We start from the raw sequence: 16,970 nt of genomic DNA, 5'->3' as shown, positions 1-16,970 counted from the left end.
TTAGTGCCGCCGTGCGGATCATGCGTATGCTGATCGGCGTCATACCTTTGGGAGGAGGATTGATCATGTTTATTTCACGCACAGCGGCCGTTGCGGCCTTCGCGGCCTGTCTCGGGACCGCGGCGCTTGCCCAGGACGCGGCAAAGCCCGAATGGACCAAGTCACCTTGGGGCGCCGACGATGAGATCGGTGCCGCCAACACGATGACGCCCGAGCGCGTCAAATCCGCGGCGGGTCTCGTGACAGAGGGCAAGGTTTACAGCCTCGGCATGATCGTGGGCAGCGACACGCCCGCCTTTCCGCCGCGCAGCCTGTCGGTGACGGTTCTTCAGCCCAACCAGGTCTCGACCAGCGGCTTGGGCGACAATGCCTTCACCTATAACGATGACATCTTCATGGGCTGGCTGGGCATCGGCCCGCAGATCGACGGACTTGGCCATGCCGGCGTCGATCACATGTATTACAACGGCCATACGGACGATGAATTCGCCGACGCTGCGGGCCTCAGCAAACTGGGCCTCGAAAAGCTGCCGGGCCTTGTGGGCCGCGGTGTCATGCTGGACATGGCCAAGCATTTCGGCGTCGACATGGTCGAAGAGGGCACGCCTTATACCGAAGAGGACATCAAGGCTGCCGCCGAGGCGCAGGGCGTCACCATCGGCGAGGGCGATGTCGTCCTCTTCAACTCGAACTGGATGAACCTGCTGGACGGCGACGCTCCCGATCCCGAGCGCTTTGGCGCGAAAGAGCCGGGCGTTGGCGTCAGCGGTGCGGAATACCTCGCATCGCTGGGTGTGATGGCCGTGGGCGCCGACACCTGGGGCATGGAGGTCGTGCCCGCCGAGGAGGAAGGCCAGGCCTTTCGCGCGCATCAGATCCTGCAGCCCGAGCATGGCATCTACATTCTGGAAAACATGGACACGCGCGAGTTGGCGCAAGACGGCGTTCATGAATTCCTTTTCGTCCTGGGACAGGCGCGCATCAAGGGCGCTGTTCAGATGATCATCAATCCGATCGCGATCCGCTGATCGCTCATTCGGGTCGCCGCCATCAGTGCGGCGCCCGACATTCAAGAAAAAGGGGAGAGAGAACCAATGAAAAAACTGCTTATGGCCACAGCGGCCTGCGCCCTGATGCCGCTGGCGGCACTCGCGCAGGACAAGCCCGAGAAGCTGCAAGTCGGCGTCACCGCCTTTCTGACCGGCCCTGCGTCGGTCTTTGGCGTACCCGCCAAGGATGCGGCCGAGATCATGGCCGAGGATATCAACGCCAATGGCGGTATCCAGGGCGTGCCGCTGGAGCTGACCTTCGTCGATGAGGGTGCGGGCACCGAGACGCTGACCACCGAGTATCGCCGCCTTGTCGAGAATGGCGCCGATGCGATGCTGGCCGCGATCTCGTCGGGCAACTGCAAGACGATCGCTCCGCTGGCCGAGGATCTCAAGGTCATCAACATCATGTGGGATTGCGGCACGCAGAAGATCTTTGAAGAGGGCGATTACAACTACGTCTTTCGCAGCCAGGCTCATGCCGGCACCGAGATGCTGGCGACGGTTGCTTATCTGCTGAAAACCAATCCCGATTTCGAAACCATCGCCGTCGTGAACCAGGACTACGCCTGGGGCCGTGACAGCTGGGATATCTTCAGTGCCGCGCTCAAGGCGCTCAAGCCCGATGTCGAAGTCGTGGGTGAATTCTTCCCGAAATTCGGCTCGCCTGACTTCTCTACCGAGATTTCGCGCCTGCAGGCATTGCAGCCTGACGTGATCCTTTCGACGAGCTGGGGCGGCGATCTGGACACCTTCGTTCAGCAGGCATCGCAGCGCGGCCTGACGAACACTTCGATGTTCGTGCTGCCCCTGGCCGAAAGCTCGCTCGAGCGTCTGGGCTCTGCCTTGCCGTCGGGCCATATCGTGGGTGCGCGCGGCGATCACTACTGGAACCACCCCGAGCGGCGCGATGACGAGGACTTCAAATCGTTCATGGCCAAGTTCGAGGAAAAGACCGGCGCCAAGGCGATCTACCCCGTCTTTCACATGAGTCAGGGCCTTGCCGCGCTTGAGGCGGCCTATGACAAGGCGGCCGAGGCCAATGGCGGCAACTGGCCGTCGGAGGACCAGGTGATCGCGGCCTTTGACGGGCTGGAGTTCCAGGGTCTTGGACGTCCCGTGTCGCTGCGCGAAGATCATCAGGGCATCGAGGCACAGCTCCTGGGCATGTCCGTTCAGGGTGGCGAGCATCCCTTCGCCACGCTTGAGAACATCATGATCTTCGACGGGGCCGAGCTGACGACGCCCGTGGGCGAGGAATCGGTTTCCTGGGTCGGAACGCTGGATCAGGCTTGGCTTGATGGTCTGACCGTCGACTCCTACGAAAACTGATAGCGTCACATCAAATGCCGGGGCCTTCGCCAGTCGAAGGCCCCGTTCGCACCCCCGCCGCCCGGGCTCCGCGCCCCGATGATGCGCCGCTGAACCGCCACCCCTCCTTCGCCGCCAGATTACAGAGTGGACCCTCATGAACCTGACCCTGTTCCTGCTCGCCTTGTTCGACGGTATCGCCTATGCGGCGCTCGTCTTTATCGTCGCCGTCGGCCTGACACTGATCTTTGGGGTGATGCGCATCCTCAATGTCGCGCATGGCTCGCTCTATGCGATGGGGGCGTATCTCACGGCGTCGCTCACGACATTCGTCCTTTCGGCCGGTTTGCCGCCGATCTTCGCCTTTCCCTGCATGCTGGTTTCGGCCATCCTGATCGGCGTGGTCCTTGGCGGCCCGCTGGAATGGCTGCTGCTGCGGCGCATCTATCACAAGCCCGAGGTGCTTCAGCTGCTGGTCACCTTCGCGATCTTCATGATCCTCGAGGATGTGCAGCGCCTGATCTGGGGCACGCAGCCGATCTTCCAGTCCTCGGCGCTGCAGCTTTTGGGCAATGTGCGCGCCTTCTCGGTCAATTACACCGTCTACCAGCTGATCCTGCTGCCCATGGTGGCGATTGGCCTCCTGTTCGGGCTGCGATTTTTCCTGCGGCACACCATCGCGGGCAAACTGATCCTGGCCACGACCGAGGACCGCGAGGCCGCGCAGGCCATTGGCATCGACGCCGACAAGGTGTTCCTTCTGACCTTCATCGTGGGCGCGGGCCTTGCGGGCCTTGGCGGCGCGCTGGCCTCGCCGACTACGTCGATCCTGCCGGGGATCGGCGCGGATATGATCGTGCTCAGCTTTGCCGTGGTCGCCACCGCCGGCCTCGGCCAGATCGAGGGCGCTGCACTGACCGCGCTGCTGATCGGATTGGGGCGATCCTTCGCCGTCTATGTCTGGCCCGAGACGCAGGTTCTGGTCCCCTATCTCATTATGGTCGCCGTGCTGCTGGTCCGCCCCGAGGGGCTCTTTGGCAGCCCGTCGGCGCGCAAGATCTGAGAGGGGCGAGGTAATGTCGATCCGTTTCATCATCCCCGCCATCCTGCTGATCCTGCTGGCACTGGTGCCCTTCGCCGCCCCGACGCTGCAGGTGCTGCTGACGCTGGCACTGGCCAAGGGGATTGCCGTCATGGGCATCACTGTGCTTTTGCGCAGCGGCCAGGTGTCCTTTGGCCACGCGCTCTATTTCGCCATCGCGGCTTATGGCGGCGCGTTTACCCTGATGCTGATGCCGGGTGCCGATCTGGCGGTTGTGCTGGTGCTGGGTATCCTTGCCGCTGTCCTCTCGGGCATCGTGGTGGGCCTCTTTGTGGCGCGCTACCGGTTCATCTTCTTCGCGATGCTGAATCTCGCCTTTTCGATGATCTTCTGGTCGATCCTTGAAAAATTTTACCACTATACCGGCGGCGCCGACGGGATGCGCCTGCCGCGCCCCACCGTCCTCTGGATGGATCTTGAGCGCGGCAATTACGAGCTGGTCATGTTCTACCTCGCGCTAGCGCTGGCGCTGGGCCTTGGCTGGTTCGCGATGCGCTGGCTGGACTCTCCCTTGGGGCAACTTTTCAGGACGATCAAGACGAACGAGACGCGGCTGCAATACCTGGGGATGTCGCCGCAGCGCGTGATGCTGAACGGGTATGTGCTGTCGGCCATGCTTTGCGGCACCGGGGGCATCCTGATGGGCCTTGTGCAGGGTGTGGTGACGCCGGAATACGCGTACTGGATCCGCTCGGGCGAGATGGTGTTCATTGCCGTCCTCGGCGGTGCGGGCTCGGTGCCGGGCGCACTGGTGGGCGCGGCGATCTACGAGATCGTGCGCACCTATGCCTCGGCCTTTGCGGGCGATGTGTGGCAAATGGTTCTGGGCACTTTCCTGCTGATCATCATTCTCTTTGCACCGGGCGGCATTGCCGGGATCTATAACAGTCTGATGGACCGCATCGCCGGCAAGAAGGAGGAGGGCGAATGACCCATCTGCTGGAAACCAAGGGGCTCGAAATCCGCTTTGGCGGGGTCGTGGCCGCCGATGATGTCTCGATCCAGATCGATTCGGGCAAGAACCTTGCCATCATCGGCCCCAATGGCGCGGGCAAGACGACCTTCCTCAACATCTGCACCGGCTGGCTGAAACCGGCCAAGGGCAAGGTCTATTTCGAGGGCCGAGACGTAACGCCCCTCTCCCCGCGCGAGATCACGCGGCGCGGCGTCGCCCGCGCCTTCCAGATCCCGCAGCTTTTCACCGAGCATACGGCGCTGGAGAACCTGCTGATCGCCGCCGCCGCGCGCGACCGTCTGCGCAATCCCATCCGCGCGCTCAAGGATCGCAGGCAGCGGGAAGAGATGATGCATCTGCTGGACCTCGTGAACTGCACTGATGTCGCGCATCGGCAGGTGGACGAGCTGTCGGAAGGTCAGCGCAAACTGATCGACATCGCCGTCGCGCTGGCGCTCAAGCCCAAGCTGCTGCTCATGGACGAGCCGACATCGGGCGTCTCCAGTTCGGAGAAATTCGGCGTCATGGAGATCCTCGTCAAGGCGCTGGCCGAAGCCGATGTGACCGCCGTGTTTGTCGAGCATGACATGGGCATCGTAGAAAAATACGCCGATGAGGTCGCTGTCTGGAACATGGGCAAGATCGAGATGCGCGGCACGCCCGAGGAGGTGCTGGCGCATCCCGACGTGATCCGCGACGTGATCGGGGAGGTCGCCTGATGCTGAGCTTTCACAATGCCAACGCCTCGATTGGAAATATCCCCATTTTGCGCGGTCTGGAGTTTACTGTTCCGGCTTCTGGCACCGTCGCCCTCATTGGGCGCAACGGTGCGGGCAAGACGACGCTGCTGCGCTCGGTCATGGGATTTACCAATGTCACCGGCGAGATCCGCTTTGACGGGCAGGACATCTCCGAAATGACCCCGGCCAAGCGTCCTGCGCTGGGGATCGGCTACGCGCCCGAGGACCGGCGTCTCTTTTCCGCCTTCACGGTCGAGGAGAACATCCTGCTGCCTGCGCAGGTCGCCAAGCTGGACGCCGAGACCACGCAAAAGCGGCTGGACCGCGTCTACCACATCCTGCCCGAGCTGCGCGAGATGGCGGGCCGGCCCGCCGGAAACGTGTCGGGCGGGCAGGGCAAGATGGTCGCGCTGGGCCGCGCGCTGATGCTGGGCACCAAGCTGATCATGCTTGACGAGCCGTTTCAGGGCCTCGCCCCCGCGCTGGCCAAACGCTATGCCGACGCCCTGCGCGATCTGCGTGACACGGACCGGAACGTGACACTGATCATCACGGAATCGAACCCCTCGCTCCTTCGCGGATTTGCCAGCCAGACATTCGTGATCGAGCGCGGCGCCGTTGCCGAGGGCTCACTGGACGACAAGAAGGAAGAGGCCTGATGCCCAAAGATACGATCCTGCCGAAACCGCTGAACCTCATTGGCGGCAAATGGATGCCCGCCGCGTCGGGTGATGAAATGGACGTCCGCTCACCGCTGGATGGCGAGGTGTTCACCACCATCGCGGCATCCCAGCCCGAGGATGTGGACGCCGCTGTTAGGGCCGCCCGCGAAGCATTCGACACCGGCACATGGGGTCAGCTGACCGCCACCGAGCGCGGACGCCTGATGCAGAAGATGAGCCTCGCCATTCTGGACGAGGCCGAAGAGTTGGCCCAGCTGGAGAGCCGCGACAATGGCAAGCCGCTGAAACAGGCGCGGGCCGACATGGCCGCCTGCGCGCGGTATTTCGAGTTCTACGGCGGCGCCGCCGACAAGGTGCATGGCGAAGTCATCCCCTTCATGGCGGGATACAACGTGCAGGTCGTGCGTGAACCCTACGGCGTCATAGCCTGCATCATCCCGTGGAATTATCCCTCGCAAATGTTTGGACGGTCGCTGGCACCGGCGCTGGCGATGGGCAATTCGACGGTTCTGAAACCCGCCGAAGACGCCTGCCTGACCTGTTTGCGCCTTGCGGAGATCGCGGGCGAGGTCGGCTTTCCGGAGGGGGCCATCAACGTGGTGACGGGCCGCGGCGATGTCGCGGGCAAGGCTCTCAGCGAGCATCCCGGCGTTGATTTCATCGCCTTCACCGGCTCGCCCGAAGTGGGCCAGATGATCCAGATCGCGGCGGCGAAGAATTACATCGCCTGCACGCTGGAACTGGGCGGAAAATCCCCGCAGATCGTGTTCGACGATGCCGATATCGAGGCGGCGCTGCCCTTCCTCGTGGGCGGCATCATCGCCAATGCGGGCCAGACCTGCTCTGCCGGATCACGCATTCTCATTCAGGAAGGCGTCTACGACAAGGTCGTGGCGGGGCTGAAAGAGCGCTTTGAGAACATCGAGGCATCGGACATCGCCGAGGAGGCGGCGCTGGGCCCGGTCATCTCGGCCAAGCAGAAAAAACGGATCGAGGCCTATATCGACGGCGCCGATGCGCCGCTGGTCGCGCGTGGCACTGTCCGGAAGGGCGCGCCCGAGGGTGGCTATTTCGTGGCGCCCGCGCTGTTCGGCCCCGTGGATCCGCACTCGAAAATCGGTCAGGAGGAGGTCTTTGGCCCCGTCCTTTGCGCGATGACGTTCAAGGATGAGGCAGACGCGATCCGCATCGCGAATGACACCGAATACGGTCTCATGGCCTCGATCTGGACCCACGACAGCGCGCGCCAGCAGCGTGTGGCGAAAAAGCTACGCGGGGGGCAGGTCTATATCAACGGCTTTGGCGCGGGGGGCGGGATCGAGCTGCCCTTCGGCGGGGTACGCAAATCCGGCCATGGCCGCGAAAAGGGCTTCGCCGCGCTTCTGGAATTTTCCCATATCAAGACCATCATCAACAAACACGATTGAGGATAAAGCCATGAGATTGAAAGGCAAAACAGCATTGGTCACAGGCGCCGCCTCTGGCTTCGGCAAGGGGATCGCCGAACTTTTCGTGGCCGAAGGGGCCAAGGTCGCCATTGTCGATCTGAACAAAGAGGGCGCGGAAGACGTGGCGGCAAGCCTCGGTGATGCCGCCATCGCCATCGGCTGTGACGTGGCGGACGGCGCGCAAGTCGCGGATGCGGTGAAGCAGACGGCCGACGCTTTCGGCGACCTCGATATCGTCGTCAACAACGCGGGCTGGACCAACAAGAACAGCCCCCTGATGGAAACGGACGAGGCGACGTTCCGCAAGATCTATGACGTCAACGTGCTGTCGATCTTTCACATGACCAAGGCTTGCGTGCCGATGTGGCGCGAGCAGGGCGGCGGCGTGATGATCAATATCGGGTCAGTTGCCGGCATCCGTCCCCGCCCCGGCCTCACATGGTACAACTCGTCCAAGGGCGCGGTGAACCTGATGACAAAATCGCTGGCGGTCGAACTCGCGCCAGACAAGATCCGCGTGAATTGTGTGGCCCCGGTGATGGGCGCGACCGGTCTGCTGGAGCAGTTCATGGGGATGGAGGACACGCCCGAGAACCGCAAGAAATTCATCGCGACCGTGCCGATGGGGCGCCTTTCCGAGGCGCGGGATATTGCCAACGCAACGCTCTACCTCGCCTCGGACGATGCCGACTTCATCACGGGCGTGGTGATGGAAGTGGATGGCGGCCGCACGATCTAAACGGTTTCAACGACCTGAATTCAGGCCCGTGCCCATTGGCGCGGGCCTGTTTCGTGGATGGAGTTGCCGCGCGTATCCACCGCGACGGTCACCGGCATATCCTCGACCGTGAATTCGCGGATCGCCTCCATGCCCAGATCGTCATAGGCCACGACGCGCGCCGATTTGATGGCCTGGCTCACCAAGTAGGCCGCGCCGCCCACGGCGATCATGTAGACCGCGCCATGGCGGCGGATCGCCTCGATCGCCTCCGCGCCGCGCTCGGCCTTGCCGATCATCACCTTGAGGCCGGTCGCGGCCAGCACTTCCTCGGTGAACTTGTCCATGCGGGTTGATGTGGTCGGCCCGGCAGGACCGATGATCTCGCCCGGCACGGCATCGACGGGGCCCACGTAATAAAGTGCACGGCCCTTCAGATCGACGGGTAGGGTGCCGCCCGCGCGGAGCGTTTCGATCATGCGCTTATGCGCGGCGTCGCGCCCCGTGTAGAGTGTGCCGGACAGCAGCAGCGTCTCGCCCGGTTTCAGCCCCTTCAGCACTTCGTCCGACAGATCATTCAGGGACAGGCGCCGCCCGATCGGGCCGTGCCCCTCGATTTCGGGCCAGAGAGAAAGGTCGGGCGGCGCGAATCCTGCGGGGCCATTGCCGGTCAGCGTGAACTCCACGTGCCGCGTCGCTGCGCAATTCGGGATCAGCGCGACGGGCATCGAGGCAGCATGGGTTGGAAACGTCGCGATCTTGACGTCGAGCGCGGTGGTTATTCCGCCCAAACCCTGCGCCCCGATCCCGAGCGCATTGACCCGTTCGAGGATCTCCAGACGCATCTCCTCGACCTTGTTTTGCGGCCCTCTGTTGCGCAGGTCTGTGATGTCGATCGGATCGTTCAGCACCGCCTTGGCCATGGCCATCGCCTTGTCCACGCTGCCCCCCACACCAATGCCCAACATGCCGGGCGGGCACCAGCCGGCGCCCATCTGCGCAACCCGCTCTACCACCCAATCGGCGACGCTGGCCGAGGGGTTCAGAACCGCGAATTGCGTCTTGTTCTCGGACCCGCCGCCCTTGGCCGAGACGGTGATATGCACCGCGTTCCCGGCGACCATCTGGGTCTGGATCATGGCGGGCGTGTTGTCGCCGCTGTTCTTGCGGCTATCCAAAGGATCGACCACGACCGAGGCGCGCAGCGGGTTCGTGTCCAGCTGCCAAGCCTGCCTTACGGCATCGTCCACCATGTCCTGCAGGGGGCGGGTCCAGTCAGTCTGCGCTTCGACGCCGATATCGACAAAGACGTTCACGGTGCCGGTATCCTGGCAGATCGGGCGATGCCCGATGGCGCACATGCGAGAATTGATCAGGATCTGAGCGATGGCGGCCTTGGCCGAGGGGCTTTCCTCGCGCCGATAGGCATCCGCCATGGCGATGATGAAATCAGGCGGGTGATAGTAAGAGATATACTGCAGCGCATCCGCGATGCTTGTGATCAGGTCCGTCTCCTTGATGCGCGCGCTCATGCGGCACCTGCGCGGGCCATGATCTGGCGCGCGCGGGCGATCACAGGCGCGTCGATCATCGCGCCGTCCATCTGCACCGCCGCGCCGCCTTTGGCGGCTTCCAGCACACGGCCCGCCCATGTCACCTCATCTTCCGAGGGCGCGAAGCCGCGCCGCGCCGCCGCGATCTGCGCGGGGTGGATGATAAGCTTGCCGCCCATGCCCATCTCGGCGGCGTGGCGGCAATCTTCCTCGATCAGCGCAGCGTCGCGCGTCGCTGTGGTGACCCCGTCCAGCGGGGCGGGCTGCCCCGCCAGCCGCGCGGCCAGAACCAGCGCCGCGCGTGCGCTGAGCAAGGACTGGCGCGTATGCCCCATCCCCAAATCTGCCGCATAGTCGATCGAGCCGAAGGCCATCCGCGCCGTCGCCTTCGCGATCTCGTCCAGGGTCGCGATTCCGCGCGCCGTCTCGACCAATGCGATCACCGGCAGACCCGTGGCGCGCCCGACATGGGCGCAGCTCTCACCCGTCTCGGCCTTGGCCAGCATCACGGCGCTGACGGGCAGGGTAGCAGCCGCCGCCAGATCGTCCTTGTGCCAAGGCGTACCGGCGGCGTTGATGCGCAGGATCAGGGGGACGCCTAAGCCTTCCAGTGCTTTGGCCAGACCGGCGCGGGCCGCCTCGCGCGCCTCCGCCAACACCGCGTCCTCCAGATCCACGATCACCGCATCGGCGCCTGCGCCTGCGGCCTTGCCGATCCGCTCGGGTCGATCGGCGGGTACAAAAAGGGTCAGGGTCATCTGGTCGGTTGGGCTGGGCATTCGGGCACTCCGGCAGGCTGGCTGGTCGGCATGCTAGCCTGCACGGCAGGGTGCGGCCAGTCACCATGCCCGGCAGGCATAGCCGGTGCCTATGCCCCCCCGCCGCCTGTGGCTATTTCTGACCACTCGCCGTATCGGGCATCATCAAAAGAACGGATGAAAGGCAATTGGATTTATGGCGGGCGATCTTGCAGGATTGATGGTGGTTTCGGTCGAACAGGCGGTCGCGGCTCCCTATGTTTCGGGCCGCTTGGCCGAGGCTGGCGCGCGCGTGATCAAAGTCGAGCGGCCAGAGGGGGATTTCGCGCGCGGCTATGACCATCTTGTCCATGGCGAGAGCGCGTATTTCGTCTGGCTGAACCGGGGCAAGGAATCGGTCTGCCTCGATCTGCGCGAAGAAGCCGACAAGGCGCTGATGTACCGGATGCTGTCCAAGGCGGATGTGTTCATCCAGAACCTCGCGCCGGGCGCGATCTCGCGCCTCGGCTTCGATCAGGCCGAATTGCGGCGGAAATTTCCGCGCCTCATCACTGTGGCAATTTCCGGGTATGGCGAGGAGGGGCCGCTGAAGGATCTGAAGGCCTATGATCTCTTGGTGCAGGCCGAAAGCGGGCTATCCCAGATCACTGGCACCGAGAATGCGCAGGCGCGTGTGGGCGTGTCGGTCTGTGACATCGCGGCGGGGATGACTGCCTATCAAGCTGTGCTTCAGGCGCTGATCGGGCGCGGCGTGACGGGGCAGGGGCGTCACCTGTCTGTCTCGCTTTTTCATGCTCTGACCGACTGGATGAACGTGCCCTATCTGCAATATGTCTATGGCGGCAAGGTGCCGGTGCGCAGCGGGCTGAACCACCCGACCATTGCACCCTACGGCGCCTATACCGGATCGGATGGCAAGGATGTCCTCTTTTCCATTCAGAACGAGAGGGAATGGCGCGTGTTCTGCGCTGACATTCTTGGCCTGCCAGACCTGCCGCAGGATTCGCGCTTTGACACCAATTCGCAGCGGGTCGAGAACCGCGACGCGCTCGATGAGTTCATTCGCCCGATCTTTGCCAAGGTGCCTCGAGACGAGATGGCCGAGAGGCTGCAGGCCGCCCGCATCGCCTATGGCCGCGTCAGCACGATGGAGGATCTGGCGCAGCACCCGCAGAACCGCTTTGTCGAGGTGGGCAGCCCCACGGGGCCGGTGCGGATGCTGGCCCCCGGCGCGCTGGCGGATGGCACGGTGCCTGAACTGGGCGACGTCCCAGCGCTCGGCCAGCATACCGAGGCGCTGCGCGCCGAATTTTCCGACTGAAGGAGGAGGATGACATGACCACGACCGCTGAACGTCAAGAGGTGACAGGCGCCTTCATCGCCGATGCTCGCGCTATCGCCGCTGAGGGGCCGATGAACCGGGACCGGCTAGACCGTATCAAGCAGCGGCTGATGGAAATTGCCGCGCGAACGGAGCTTTGGGGTGAGGACGATTTCCCCGCGCCCAGCCCCGAGGACAAGCAGAACCGCTATTTCATCGCGGATGATCCCGGCGGCCTGACACTCTACCTGAATGTCATGCAGCCCGGAAAGGTGATCCCGCCGCATAACCATACCGTCTTTGCCTGTATCGCCGCCGTCGAGGGGGCCGAGCAGAACAAGGTTTATGAACGGGTCGATGACGGGTCCGTGCCCGGCAAGGCCGAGCTGAAACTGCGTGAGGAGGTGGATCTGCGCCCCGGTAACGCGCTGGCCATGATGCCCGACGATATCCACAGCGTGGTCATCGACGGAACCGAGGTGATCCGGCATCTGCATTTCTACGGCCAGCCGCTGGAATCGCTGGACCGGCGGATCAGCTACGACCTTGAGGCCGGGACGTGCAAGGTCATGGATATCGGCGCCAAGACCAAGAAATGAGCGCCGCACGGATCAGCGTGGCCGGCGTTCGCGACGCGCTGAGTGACGGGGGCGAGGTCGCCTTTATCGACCTGCGCGAGTTTGGGCAATATGGCGAGGGGCACCCGTTCTTTGCCGTTAATATCCCGTTCAGCCGGCTGGAATGGGACGCCCCGCGTCTGATGCCGCGCCGCTCGGTTCGCTGTATTCTCTTTGATGACGGGTACGGCATCGCCGGGCGCGGAGCCGAGGTGCTTGCGGCTCTGGGTTACGGTGATCTGCACGTCATGGAGGGCGGCGCGCCCGGCTGGGCCGCGGCGGGGCACACGTTGTTCAAGGGGGTGAACCTGCCCTCCAAGACCTTCGGCGAGCTGGTCGAGCATGAGCTGGGCACGCCTTCGGTTTCCGCTTGTGATCTGCGTGCGATGCAGGCGGAGGGCCGCGAAATGGTTGTCCTCGACGGGCGCAGCGCCGGGGAGTTTACCAAGATGTCGATCCCCGGTGCGCGCTCCTGCCCGAATGCCGAGCTGAGCTATCGTGCGGACCAAATGGCGGCGCCCGGCACGCCCATCGTTGTGAATTGCGCGGGACGCACGCGGTCTATTATCGGCGCCGAAACGCTACGGCTGGCGGGCTGGGACGGCGCGGTGCATGCGCTTCGCAATGGCACGCAAGGCTGGCGGCTGGCAGGGTATGATCTGGACCACGGGCGGGAGGCGGGCGCGCTGCCGCCGGTCCCGCCCGAGGGCTTGGAGGCGGCGCGGATGCGGGCGGCGACGCTCATCGCCGACTATGCCTTGCCGGTGGTCGATCTGGCCAAGATGGATAAATGGGACGCTTCAGCGCATACGATATTTCGCTTTGATGTGCGCACCGAGGCCGAATACCGCTCGGGCCACGCACCCGGCTTTGCCTCCGCCCCGGGTGGGCAATTGGTGCAGGCCACCGACGAGAAACTGGCCGTGCGCGGCGCGCGCATCGTGCTGAGTTGCGACACGGGCCTGCGCGCGGCAACCACGGCGATCTGGCTGCGCGGGATGGGGCATGATGCCTATGTCCTGCAGGGCGCGCACCTGACCGAAACCGAAGCCCAGCCTGTTCAGAAGCGCCCGGATCTGACGCGGCTGCGGCCCGGCACGTGGCTGGATGCCTCGCGCGGGATGGACTTCCGCGCCGCGCATATCGAAGGCGCGCGTTGGGCCCAACGCGCGCATCTGTGGCGGGGCCGCCCCGATCTGGAGGACCCGATCACCGTGGTCGGACGCGACCCGGCGCTGGTCGAGGGCATCAGGGCCGAGCTGGCATATCAAGGCCATCGCGATGTCGAGGCGATCCCCAGCGGACCGGAGGACTGGCGCGCGGGGGGGCTTTGCGTGACCTCCTCACTGGACAGTCCCTCGGATGCTGAGTGCATCGACCATCTTTTCTTCGTGCATGACCGGCATGACGGCAATCTGGATGCCGCGCGCCGGTATCTCGAATGGGAGACGGGCCTGCTGGCGCAGCTGGACGCGGATGAGCGCGCGGCATTGGCGCCGCTGAGGCCACGCTAACGGCTCATCTTGGGGCCGCGCCCCTCGATCCAGCGGAAGGCGAGAGTGATGGCGCCCGCGATCACGAGGTATCCGGCGGCCAGCAGCAAGAGCGGCTCGTAAACGATGAACGTGTCCTGCCGCACGCGCGCTGCCACGGCATAGAGTTCTACAATGGTAATGGTGGCCACAAGCGGCGTTGCCTTAAGCTGAAGGATCGTCTCGCCCCCCAGCGTGGGCAGGGCACTGCGGAACGCCTGCGGCAGCCAGATGCGAAAGAATATCTTGTAGCGCGGCATGCCGAAGGCGCGCGCCGCTTCGATCTGGCCCTTTTGCACCGACGCGAAGGCGCCGCGCATGACTTCGCCCTCGTAGCCCGCATAGGACAGCGTCAGCGACAACACCGCATAGGGCCAGGCCTGCCGCAGATAGGGCCAGAGGTCGGAATTGCGGATCCACGGAAATTGCGGGAAAAGCGAGCCGAGACCGTAATAGAGCAGCCAGATCTGCAAGAGCAGCGGCGTGCCCCGGATCACCGTGCAGAACGCCCGCGCCGGTGCCGCCAGATACCAGGGTCCGATGGCCTGCGCGAGGCCCAGCGGCACGGCCAGCATGAAGCCGAGAATGATCGTTACAATCAGCAGCCAGACGGTCAGCCACAGCCCTTCGAGCGCGAGGGGCGCGTAGCGGGGCAGCCAACTCCAATCCATGGACATCGCGCACCAGATCACGAAGGCGATGAAGAGGCCCAGCATGATGATGCGGCGGGGAATGAGCATGGCGCGGATCATCTGCATGGCGCTATCCCCGGTGCGACGGCTGACCGCGCCGCGCCCATTTTTCGATCCGGCTGAAAATCACGCCGGAAAAGAGGGTGACCATCAGGTAGAGGAACCCGGCGGCCAGAAAGAAGGTGAAATAGGCCCGCGTCGACTGTGCGGCCTGCCGCGTTTCCAGCGTTAGTTCGCTGAACCCGACCACCGCCAGCAGCGCGGTATCCTTGGTGGCAATCAGCCACAGGTTCGCGAGGCCCGGAATGGCGAAGGCCGTCATCGCGGGGATCGTCACGCGGCGGGCCATCAGGCCGCGCGGCATGCCGTAGGCGCGCGCCGCCTCGATCTGGCCGGGTGGGATGGCGCGGATCGCGCCGCGCAGGATTTCGGTGGAATAGGCGCCCTGCACGATGCCAAGCACCCAGATGCCGGCGGCAACGCCGCTGATCTCGACAGGCCCGCGCCCCAAAGCACCGGCCGCCTGATTGATGAGGTCGGTGCCGACATAATAGAGGATCAGGATCAGGACCAGTTCGGGCACGGCGCGCACGACGGTGGTATAGACCTCCAAAAGGTCGCGCACCCACGGGCTGCCATAGAGTTTGCCCATCGCGCCAAAAAATCCGATGATCAGGCCAAACCCAAAGGCCCCAAGCGCGATCTGGATCGAATTGACCAGACCGCGCAAGAGGTTCGCCCCCCAGCCGGGGGGCGATAGCGAGAGCAGCTCAAAGGTTTGCTCCAAGACGCGGGCTTACTTGCTGTAGATCGGAGCCGAGAAATACTTGGCCGTGATCTCCTCGTGGGTGCCATCCTCAAGCACCTTGGCGATGCCCATGTTCAGCTTTTCGCGCAGCTCGTCGTCGCCTTTGCGCACGCCAGCGCCCACGCCCTGGCCCAGGATGGCCACGTCATCTTCGACAGCGCCGACGATCTCGCAGCAGGAGCTGCCGGTCTCGCTCTCGACGAAATCTGCCATCGCGATGCTGTCGGCCTGGATCGCGTCGATGCGGCCCGAATAGAGGTCCTGATTGGCCTCGTCCTGCGTCTGGTAGACGCGGATTTCAGCTGCGGCATCCTCGAAATGCTTTTGCGCATAGGCCTGGTGTGTGGTCGAGGCCTGAACACCCAGGATCTTGCCCGAGAGCCCTTCGGCCGTCGGCGTGATGTCCGAGCCCTTGGGCGCGACGATGACGGCGGGCGTCTTGTAGTAGTGATCAGAGAAGTCGATCTGCTTGGCGCGGTCCTCGGTGATCGACATCGACGCCATGATGACGTCGATCTGCTCGCCCATCAGCGACGGGATGATGCCATCCCACGCGGTGGGGGTGATCTCGCATTCAAGCTCGGCGGCGTTGCAGATGGCTCCGATCATCTCGACTTCCCATCCCGTCCAGTTGCCGGCGCTATCCGGCGCGGCGAAGGGCGGGTAGGGTTCGGCGGCGATGCCCACCTTGACTGTCTCGGCCAGTGCCGCCCCGGTCATGAGGGCAAGGGCAGCGGCGCCTGCGGTCAGCGTTGTCTTGAGTTTCATGGTGTCTCTCCCTGTTTTGGTTTTGTGATTTGGGGTCTTCAAAGGTCCGTCCTAGCCGACGGTCCTGAGAAACTGTTGCAGCCGCTCGGATTTCGGATTGCCGAACACCTCTTCGGGCGGCCCTTCTTCCTCGATGCGACCTTCGGAGAGGTAGATGACGTGGCTCGCCACCTCCCGCGCAAATTTCATCTCATGCGTGACAAGGATCATGGTGCGCCCCTCGGCGGCCAGATCGCGGATCACGGTCAGCACCTCGCCCACCAGCTCGGGGTCGAGCGCGCTTGTCGGCTCGTCGAACAGCATCACCGAAGGCTCGACCGCCAGCGCGCGCGCGATGGCTGCGCGCTGCTGCTGTCCGCCCGAGAGGAACGCGGGATAGCTCTCGGCCTTTTCCGCCAGCCCGACGCGTTCAAGCAAGGTCATGGCACTGGCGATGGCATCCTTCTTGGGCACTTTCAGCACGTGCACCGGCACTTCGATCACGTTTTCCAGAAGTGTGCGGTGCGTCCAGAGGTTGAAGGACTGGAACACCATGGCCAGCCGCGTGCGGATCCGTTCGATCTGGCGCGGCTTGGCCGGGCTGCCATCGGGCTTCATCGCCACTTCCTCGCCCGCGACGATGATGCGGCCGCTGGTGGGCGTTTCCAGAAAGTTGATGCAGCGCAGCATGGTCGACTTGCCCGAGCCCGAGCCGCCGATGATGGCCACCACATCGCCGCGCGCCGCGGTCAGCGACACGCCCTTGAGCACCTCGAGGTTGCCGAAGGATTTATGCAAATCCTCGACGCGAATCGCCTCGGCAGCGGATTCGGCCCGGTCTGCAGCGGTATGTGCGGCGTTCGCCTCCGCTTTTGGCGCGGATTGTGCGGAACTCATGCAGTCGTCTCCCTTCTCGCTTGCAGTAATTCCGATTCT

At 64.1% G+C, this 16,970-nt stretch carries 17 protein-coding genes; 11 read left to right on the top strand and 6 right to left on the bottom strand.

Annotation, left to right across the window (positions count from 1 at the left end; genetic code table 11):
- Positions 1–65 precede the first annotated feature (65 nt).
- The 8 genes from ACEWPM_RS13390 (at position 66) to ACEWPM_RS13355 (ending at position 8,027) form a co-directional block, all read left to right on the top strand.
- Positions 66–1,028 carry a cyclase family protein gene (locus tag ACEWPM_RS13390; RefSeq protein ID WP_393962766.1) on the top strand — a complete coding sequence of 321 codons (963 nt, stop codon included), beginning with the start codon at positions 66–68 and terminating at the stop codon, positions 1,026–1,028.
- A gap of 66 nt (positions 1,029–1,094) precedes the next feature.
- Positions 1,095–2,381 (top strand): ABC transporter substrate-binding protein, encoded by a 1,287-nt coding sequence (locus ACEWPM_RS13385; RefSeq protein WP_393962767.1) that lies wholly within the window; start codon positions 1,095–1,097, stop codon positions 2,379–2,381.
- Between the two features lie 136 nt (positions 2,382–2,517).
- Positions 2,518–3,423 carry a branched-chain amino acid ABC transporter permease gene (locus ACEWPM_RS13380; protein ID WP_393934094.1) on the top strand — a complete coding sequence of 302 codons (906 nt, stop codon included), beginning with the start codon at positions 2,518–2,520 and terminating at the stop codon, positions 3,421–3,423.
- A gap of 13 nt (positions 3,424–3,436) precedes the next feature.
- The gene (locus tag ACEWPM_RS13375; protein WP_393962768.1) at positions 3,437–4,393 is read left to right on the top strand and encodes a branched-chain amino acid ABC transporter permease; all 957 of its coding nucleotides are present in this window, start codon (positions 3,437–3,439) and stop codon (positions 4,391–4,393) included.
- Positions 4,390–5,136, top strand: a complete 747-nt coding sequence (locus tag ACEWPM_RS13370; protein ID WP_393962769.1) for an ABC transporter ATP-binding protein — start codon at positions 4,390–4,392, stop codon at positions 5,134–5,136. The genes ACEWPM_RS13375 and ACEWPM_RS13370 overlap by 4 nt, the downstream gene beginning before the upstream one ends.
- Positions 5,136–5,816 (top strand): ABC transporter ATP-binding protein, encoded by a 681-nt coding sequence (locus ACEWPM_RS13365; protein ID WP_393962770.1) that lies wholly within the window; start codon positions 5,136–5,138, stop codon positions 5,814–5,816. The genes ACEWPM_RS13370 and ACEWPM_RS13365 overlap by 1 nt, the downstream gene beginning before the upstream one ends.
- A complete protein-coding gene (locus ACEWPM_RS13360; RefSeq protein WP_393962771.1) occupies positions 5,816–7,267 on the top strand; it encodes an aldehyde dehydrogenase family protein in 1,452 nt (483 codons plus the stop codon). The genes ACEWPM_RS13365 and ACEWPM_RS13360 overlap by 1 nt, the downstream gene beginning before the upstream one ends.
- A gap of 10 nt (positions 7,268–7,277) precedes the next feature.
- Entirely contained in the window at positions 7,278–8,027 is a 750-nt protein-coding gene (locus ACEWPM_RS13355) for an SDR family oxidoreductase (protein ID WP_393962772.1), read from the top strand.
- A gap of 20 nt (positions 8,028–8,047) precedes the next feature.
- Here ACEWPM_RS13355 and ACEWPM_RS13350 read toward each other — a convergent pair whose 3' ends face one another.
- Together ACEWPM_RS13350 and ACEWPM_RS13345 are read right to left on the bottom strand one after the other, a co-directional pair.
- A complete protein-coding gene (locus ACEWPM_RS13350) occupies positions 8,048–9,538 on the bottom strand; it encodes a FumA C-terminus/TtdB family hydratase beta subunit (RefSeq protein WP_393962773.1) in 1,491 nt (496 codons plus the stop codon).
- Positions 9,535–10,338, bottom strand: a complete 804-nt coding sequence (locus ACEWPM_RS13345; protein WP_393962774.1) for an HpcH/HpaI aldolase/citrate lyase family protein — start codon at positions 10,336–10,338, stop codon at positions 9,535–9,537. Before ACEWPM_RS13345 ends, ACEWPM_RS13350 begins: the two co-directional genes overlap by 4 nt.
- 175 nt (positions 10,339–10,513) lie before the next feature.
- On the opposite strand from ACEWPM_RS13345, the gene ACEWPM_RS13340 reads away from it, so the two are divergent.
- Genes ACEWPM_RS13340 through ACEWPM_RS13330 form a run of 3 tightly spaced genes read left to right on the top strand, consistent with a single transcriptional unit; the run spans position 10,514 to position 13,769 of the window.
- Positions 10,514–11,638: a CaiB/BaiF CoA transferase family protein gene (locus ACEWPM_RS13340; protein ID WP_393962775.1), complete on the top strand. Its 1,125-nt coding sequence runs from the start codon at positions 10,514–10,516 to the stop codon at positions 11,636–11,638.
- Positions 11,639–11,652: 14 nt separating this feature from the next.
- Positions 11,653–12,237: a cysteine dioxygenase family protein gene (locus tag ACEWPM_RS13335; RefSeq protein WP_393962776.1), complete on the top strand. Its 585-nt coding sequence runs from the start codon at positions 11,653–11,655 to the stop codon at positions 12,235–12,237.
- Positions 12,234–13,769: a rhodanese-like domain-containing protein gene (locus ACEWPM_RS13330; protein ID WP_393962777.1), complete on the top strand. Its 1,536-nt coding sequence runs from the start codon at positions 12,234–12,236 to the stop codon at positions 13,767–13,769. Before ACEWPM_RS13335 ends, ACEWPM_RS13330 begins: the two co-directional genes overlap by 4 nt.
- Here ACEWPM_RS13330 and ACEWPM_RS13325 read toward each other — a convergent pair.
- From ACEWPM_RS13325 to ACEWPM_RS13310, 4 genes are read right to left on the bottom strand one after another with little or no spacing between them, the layout of a single operon-like run.
- Positions 13,766–14,545, bottom strand: coding sequence for an ABC transporter permease (locus tag ACEWPM_RS13325; RefSeq protein WP_393962778.1), 780 nt, complete (start codon positions 14,543–14,545; stop codon positions 13,766–13,768). The two genes, ACEWPM_RS13330 and ACEWPM_RS13325, sit on opposite strands and share 4 nt — an antisense overlap.
- A 4-nt stretch (positions 14,546–14,549) precedes the next feature.
- The gene (locus ACEWPM_RS13320) at positions 14,550–15,266 is read right to left on the bottom strand and encodes an ABC transporter permease (protein WP_393962779.1); all 717 of its coding nucleotides are present in this window, start codon (positions 15,264–15,266) and stop codon (positions 14,550–14,552) included.
- A 9-nt stretch (positions 15,267–15,275) separates the two neighbouring features.
- Positions 15,276–16,055, bottom strand: a complete 780-nt coding sequence (locus ACEWPM_RS13315; protein WP_393962780.1) for a transporter substrate-binding domain-containing protein — start codon at positions 16,053–16,055, stop codon at positions 15,276–15,278.
- A gap of 51 nt (positions 16,056–16,106) precedes the next feature.
- The gene (locus ACEWPM_RS13310) at positions 16,107–16,931 is read right to left on the bottom strand and encodes an ABC transporter ATP-binding protein (protein WP_393962781.1); all 825 of its coding nucleotides are present in this window, start codon (positions 16,929–16,931) and stop codon (positions 16,107–16,109) included.
- Positions 16,932–16,970: the final 39 nt, after the last annotated feature.

The sequence above is a fragment of the Roseovarius maritimus genome, assembly GCF_043355895.2.
GTDB lineage: Bacteria > Pseudomonadota > Alphaproteobacteria > Rhodobacterales > Rhodobacteraceae > Roseovarius > Roseovarius maritimus.
The sequence above is the reverse complement of the archived record's forward strand: the minus strand, read 5'-3'. Positions and strand labels throughout refer to the sequence as shown.

Coding starts and splice junctions, on each gene's coding strand:
- ACEWPM_RS13335 (WP_393962776.1), top strand. CDS start 11,653: ATGACCACGACCGCTGAACGTCAAGAGGTGACAGGCGCCTTCATCGCC.
- ACEWPM_RS13365 (WP_393962770.1), top strand. CDS start 5,136: ATGCTGAGCTTTCACAATGCCAACGCCTCGATTGGAAATATCCCCATT.
- ACEWPM_RS13370 (WP_393962769.1), top strand. CDS start 4,390: ATGACCCATCTGCTGGAAACCAAGGGGCTCGAAATCCGCTTTGGCGGG.
- ACEWPM_RS13350 (WP_393962773.1), bottom strand. CDS start 9,538: ATGAGCGCGCGCATCAAGGAGACGGACCTGATCACAAGCATCGCGGAT.
- ACEWPM_RS13355 (WP_393962772.1), top strand. CDS start 7,278: ATGAGATTGAAAGGCAAAACAGCATTGGTCACAGGCGCCGCCTCTGGC.
- ACEWPM_RS13375 (WP_393962768.1), top strand. CDS start 3,437: ATGTCGATCCGTTTCATCATCCCCGCCATCCTGCTGATCCTGCTGGCA.
- ACEWPM_RS13325 (WP_393962778.1), bottom strand. CDS start 14,545: ATGCAGATGATCCGCGCCATGCTCATTCCCCGCCGCATCATCATGCTG.
- ACEWPM_RS13380 (WP_393934094.1), top strand. CDS start 2,518: ATGAACCTGACCCTGTTCCTGCTCGCCTTGTTCGACGGTATCGCCTAT.
- ACEWPM_RS13315 (WP_393962780.1), bottom strand. CDS start 16,055: ATGAAACTCAAGACAACGCTGACCGCAGGCGCCGCTGCCCTTGCCCTC.
- ACEWPM_RS13360 (WP_393962771.1), top strand. CDS start 5,816: ATGCCCAAAGATACGATCCTGCCGAAACCGCTGAACCTCATTGGCGGC.
- ACEWPM_RS13340 (WP_393962775.1), top strand. CDS start 10,514: ATGGCGGGCGATCTTGCAGGATTGATGGTGGTTTCGGTCGAACAGGCG.
- ACEWPM_RS13385 (WP_393962767.1), top strand. CDS start 1,095: ATGAAAAAACTGCTTATGGCCACAGCGGCCTGCGCCCTGATGCCGCTG.
- ACEWPM_RS13330 (WP_393962777.1), top strand. CDS start 12,234: ATGAGCGCCGCACGGATCAGCGTGGCCGGCGTTCGCGACGCGCTGAGT.
- ACEWPM_RS13310 (WP_393962781.1), bottom strand. CDS start 16,931: ATGAGTTCCGCACAATCCGCGCCAAAAGCGGAGGCGAACGCCGCACAT.
- ACEWPM_RS13345 (WP_393962774.1), bottom strand. CDS start 10,338: ATGCCCAGCCCAACCGACCAGATGACCCTGACCCTTTTTGTACCCGCC.
- ACEWPM_RS13390 (WP_393962766.1), top strand. CDS start 66: ATGTTTATTTCACGCACAGCGGCCGTTGCGGCCTTCGCGGCCTGTCTC.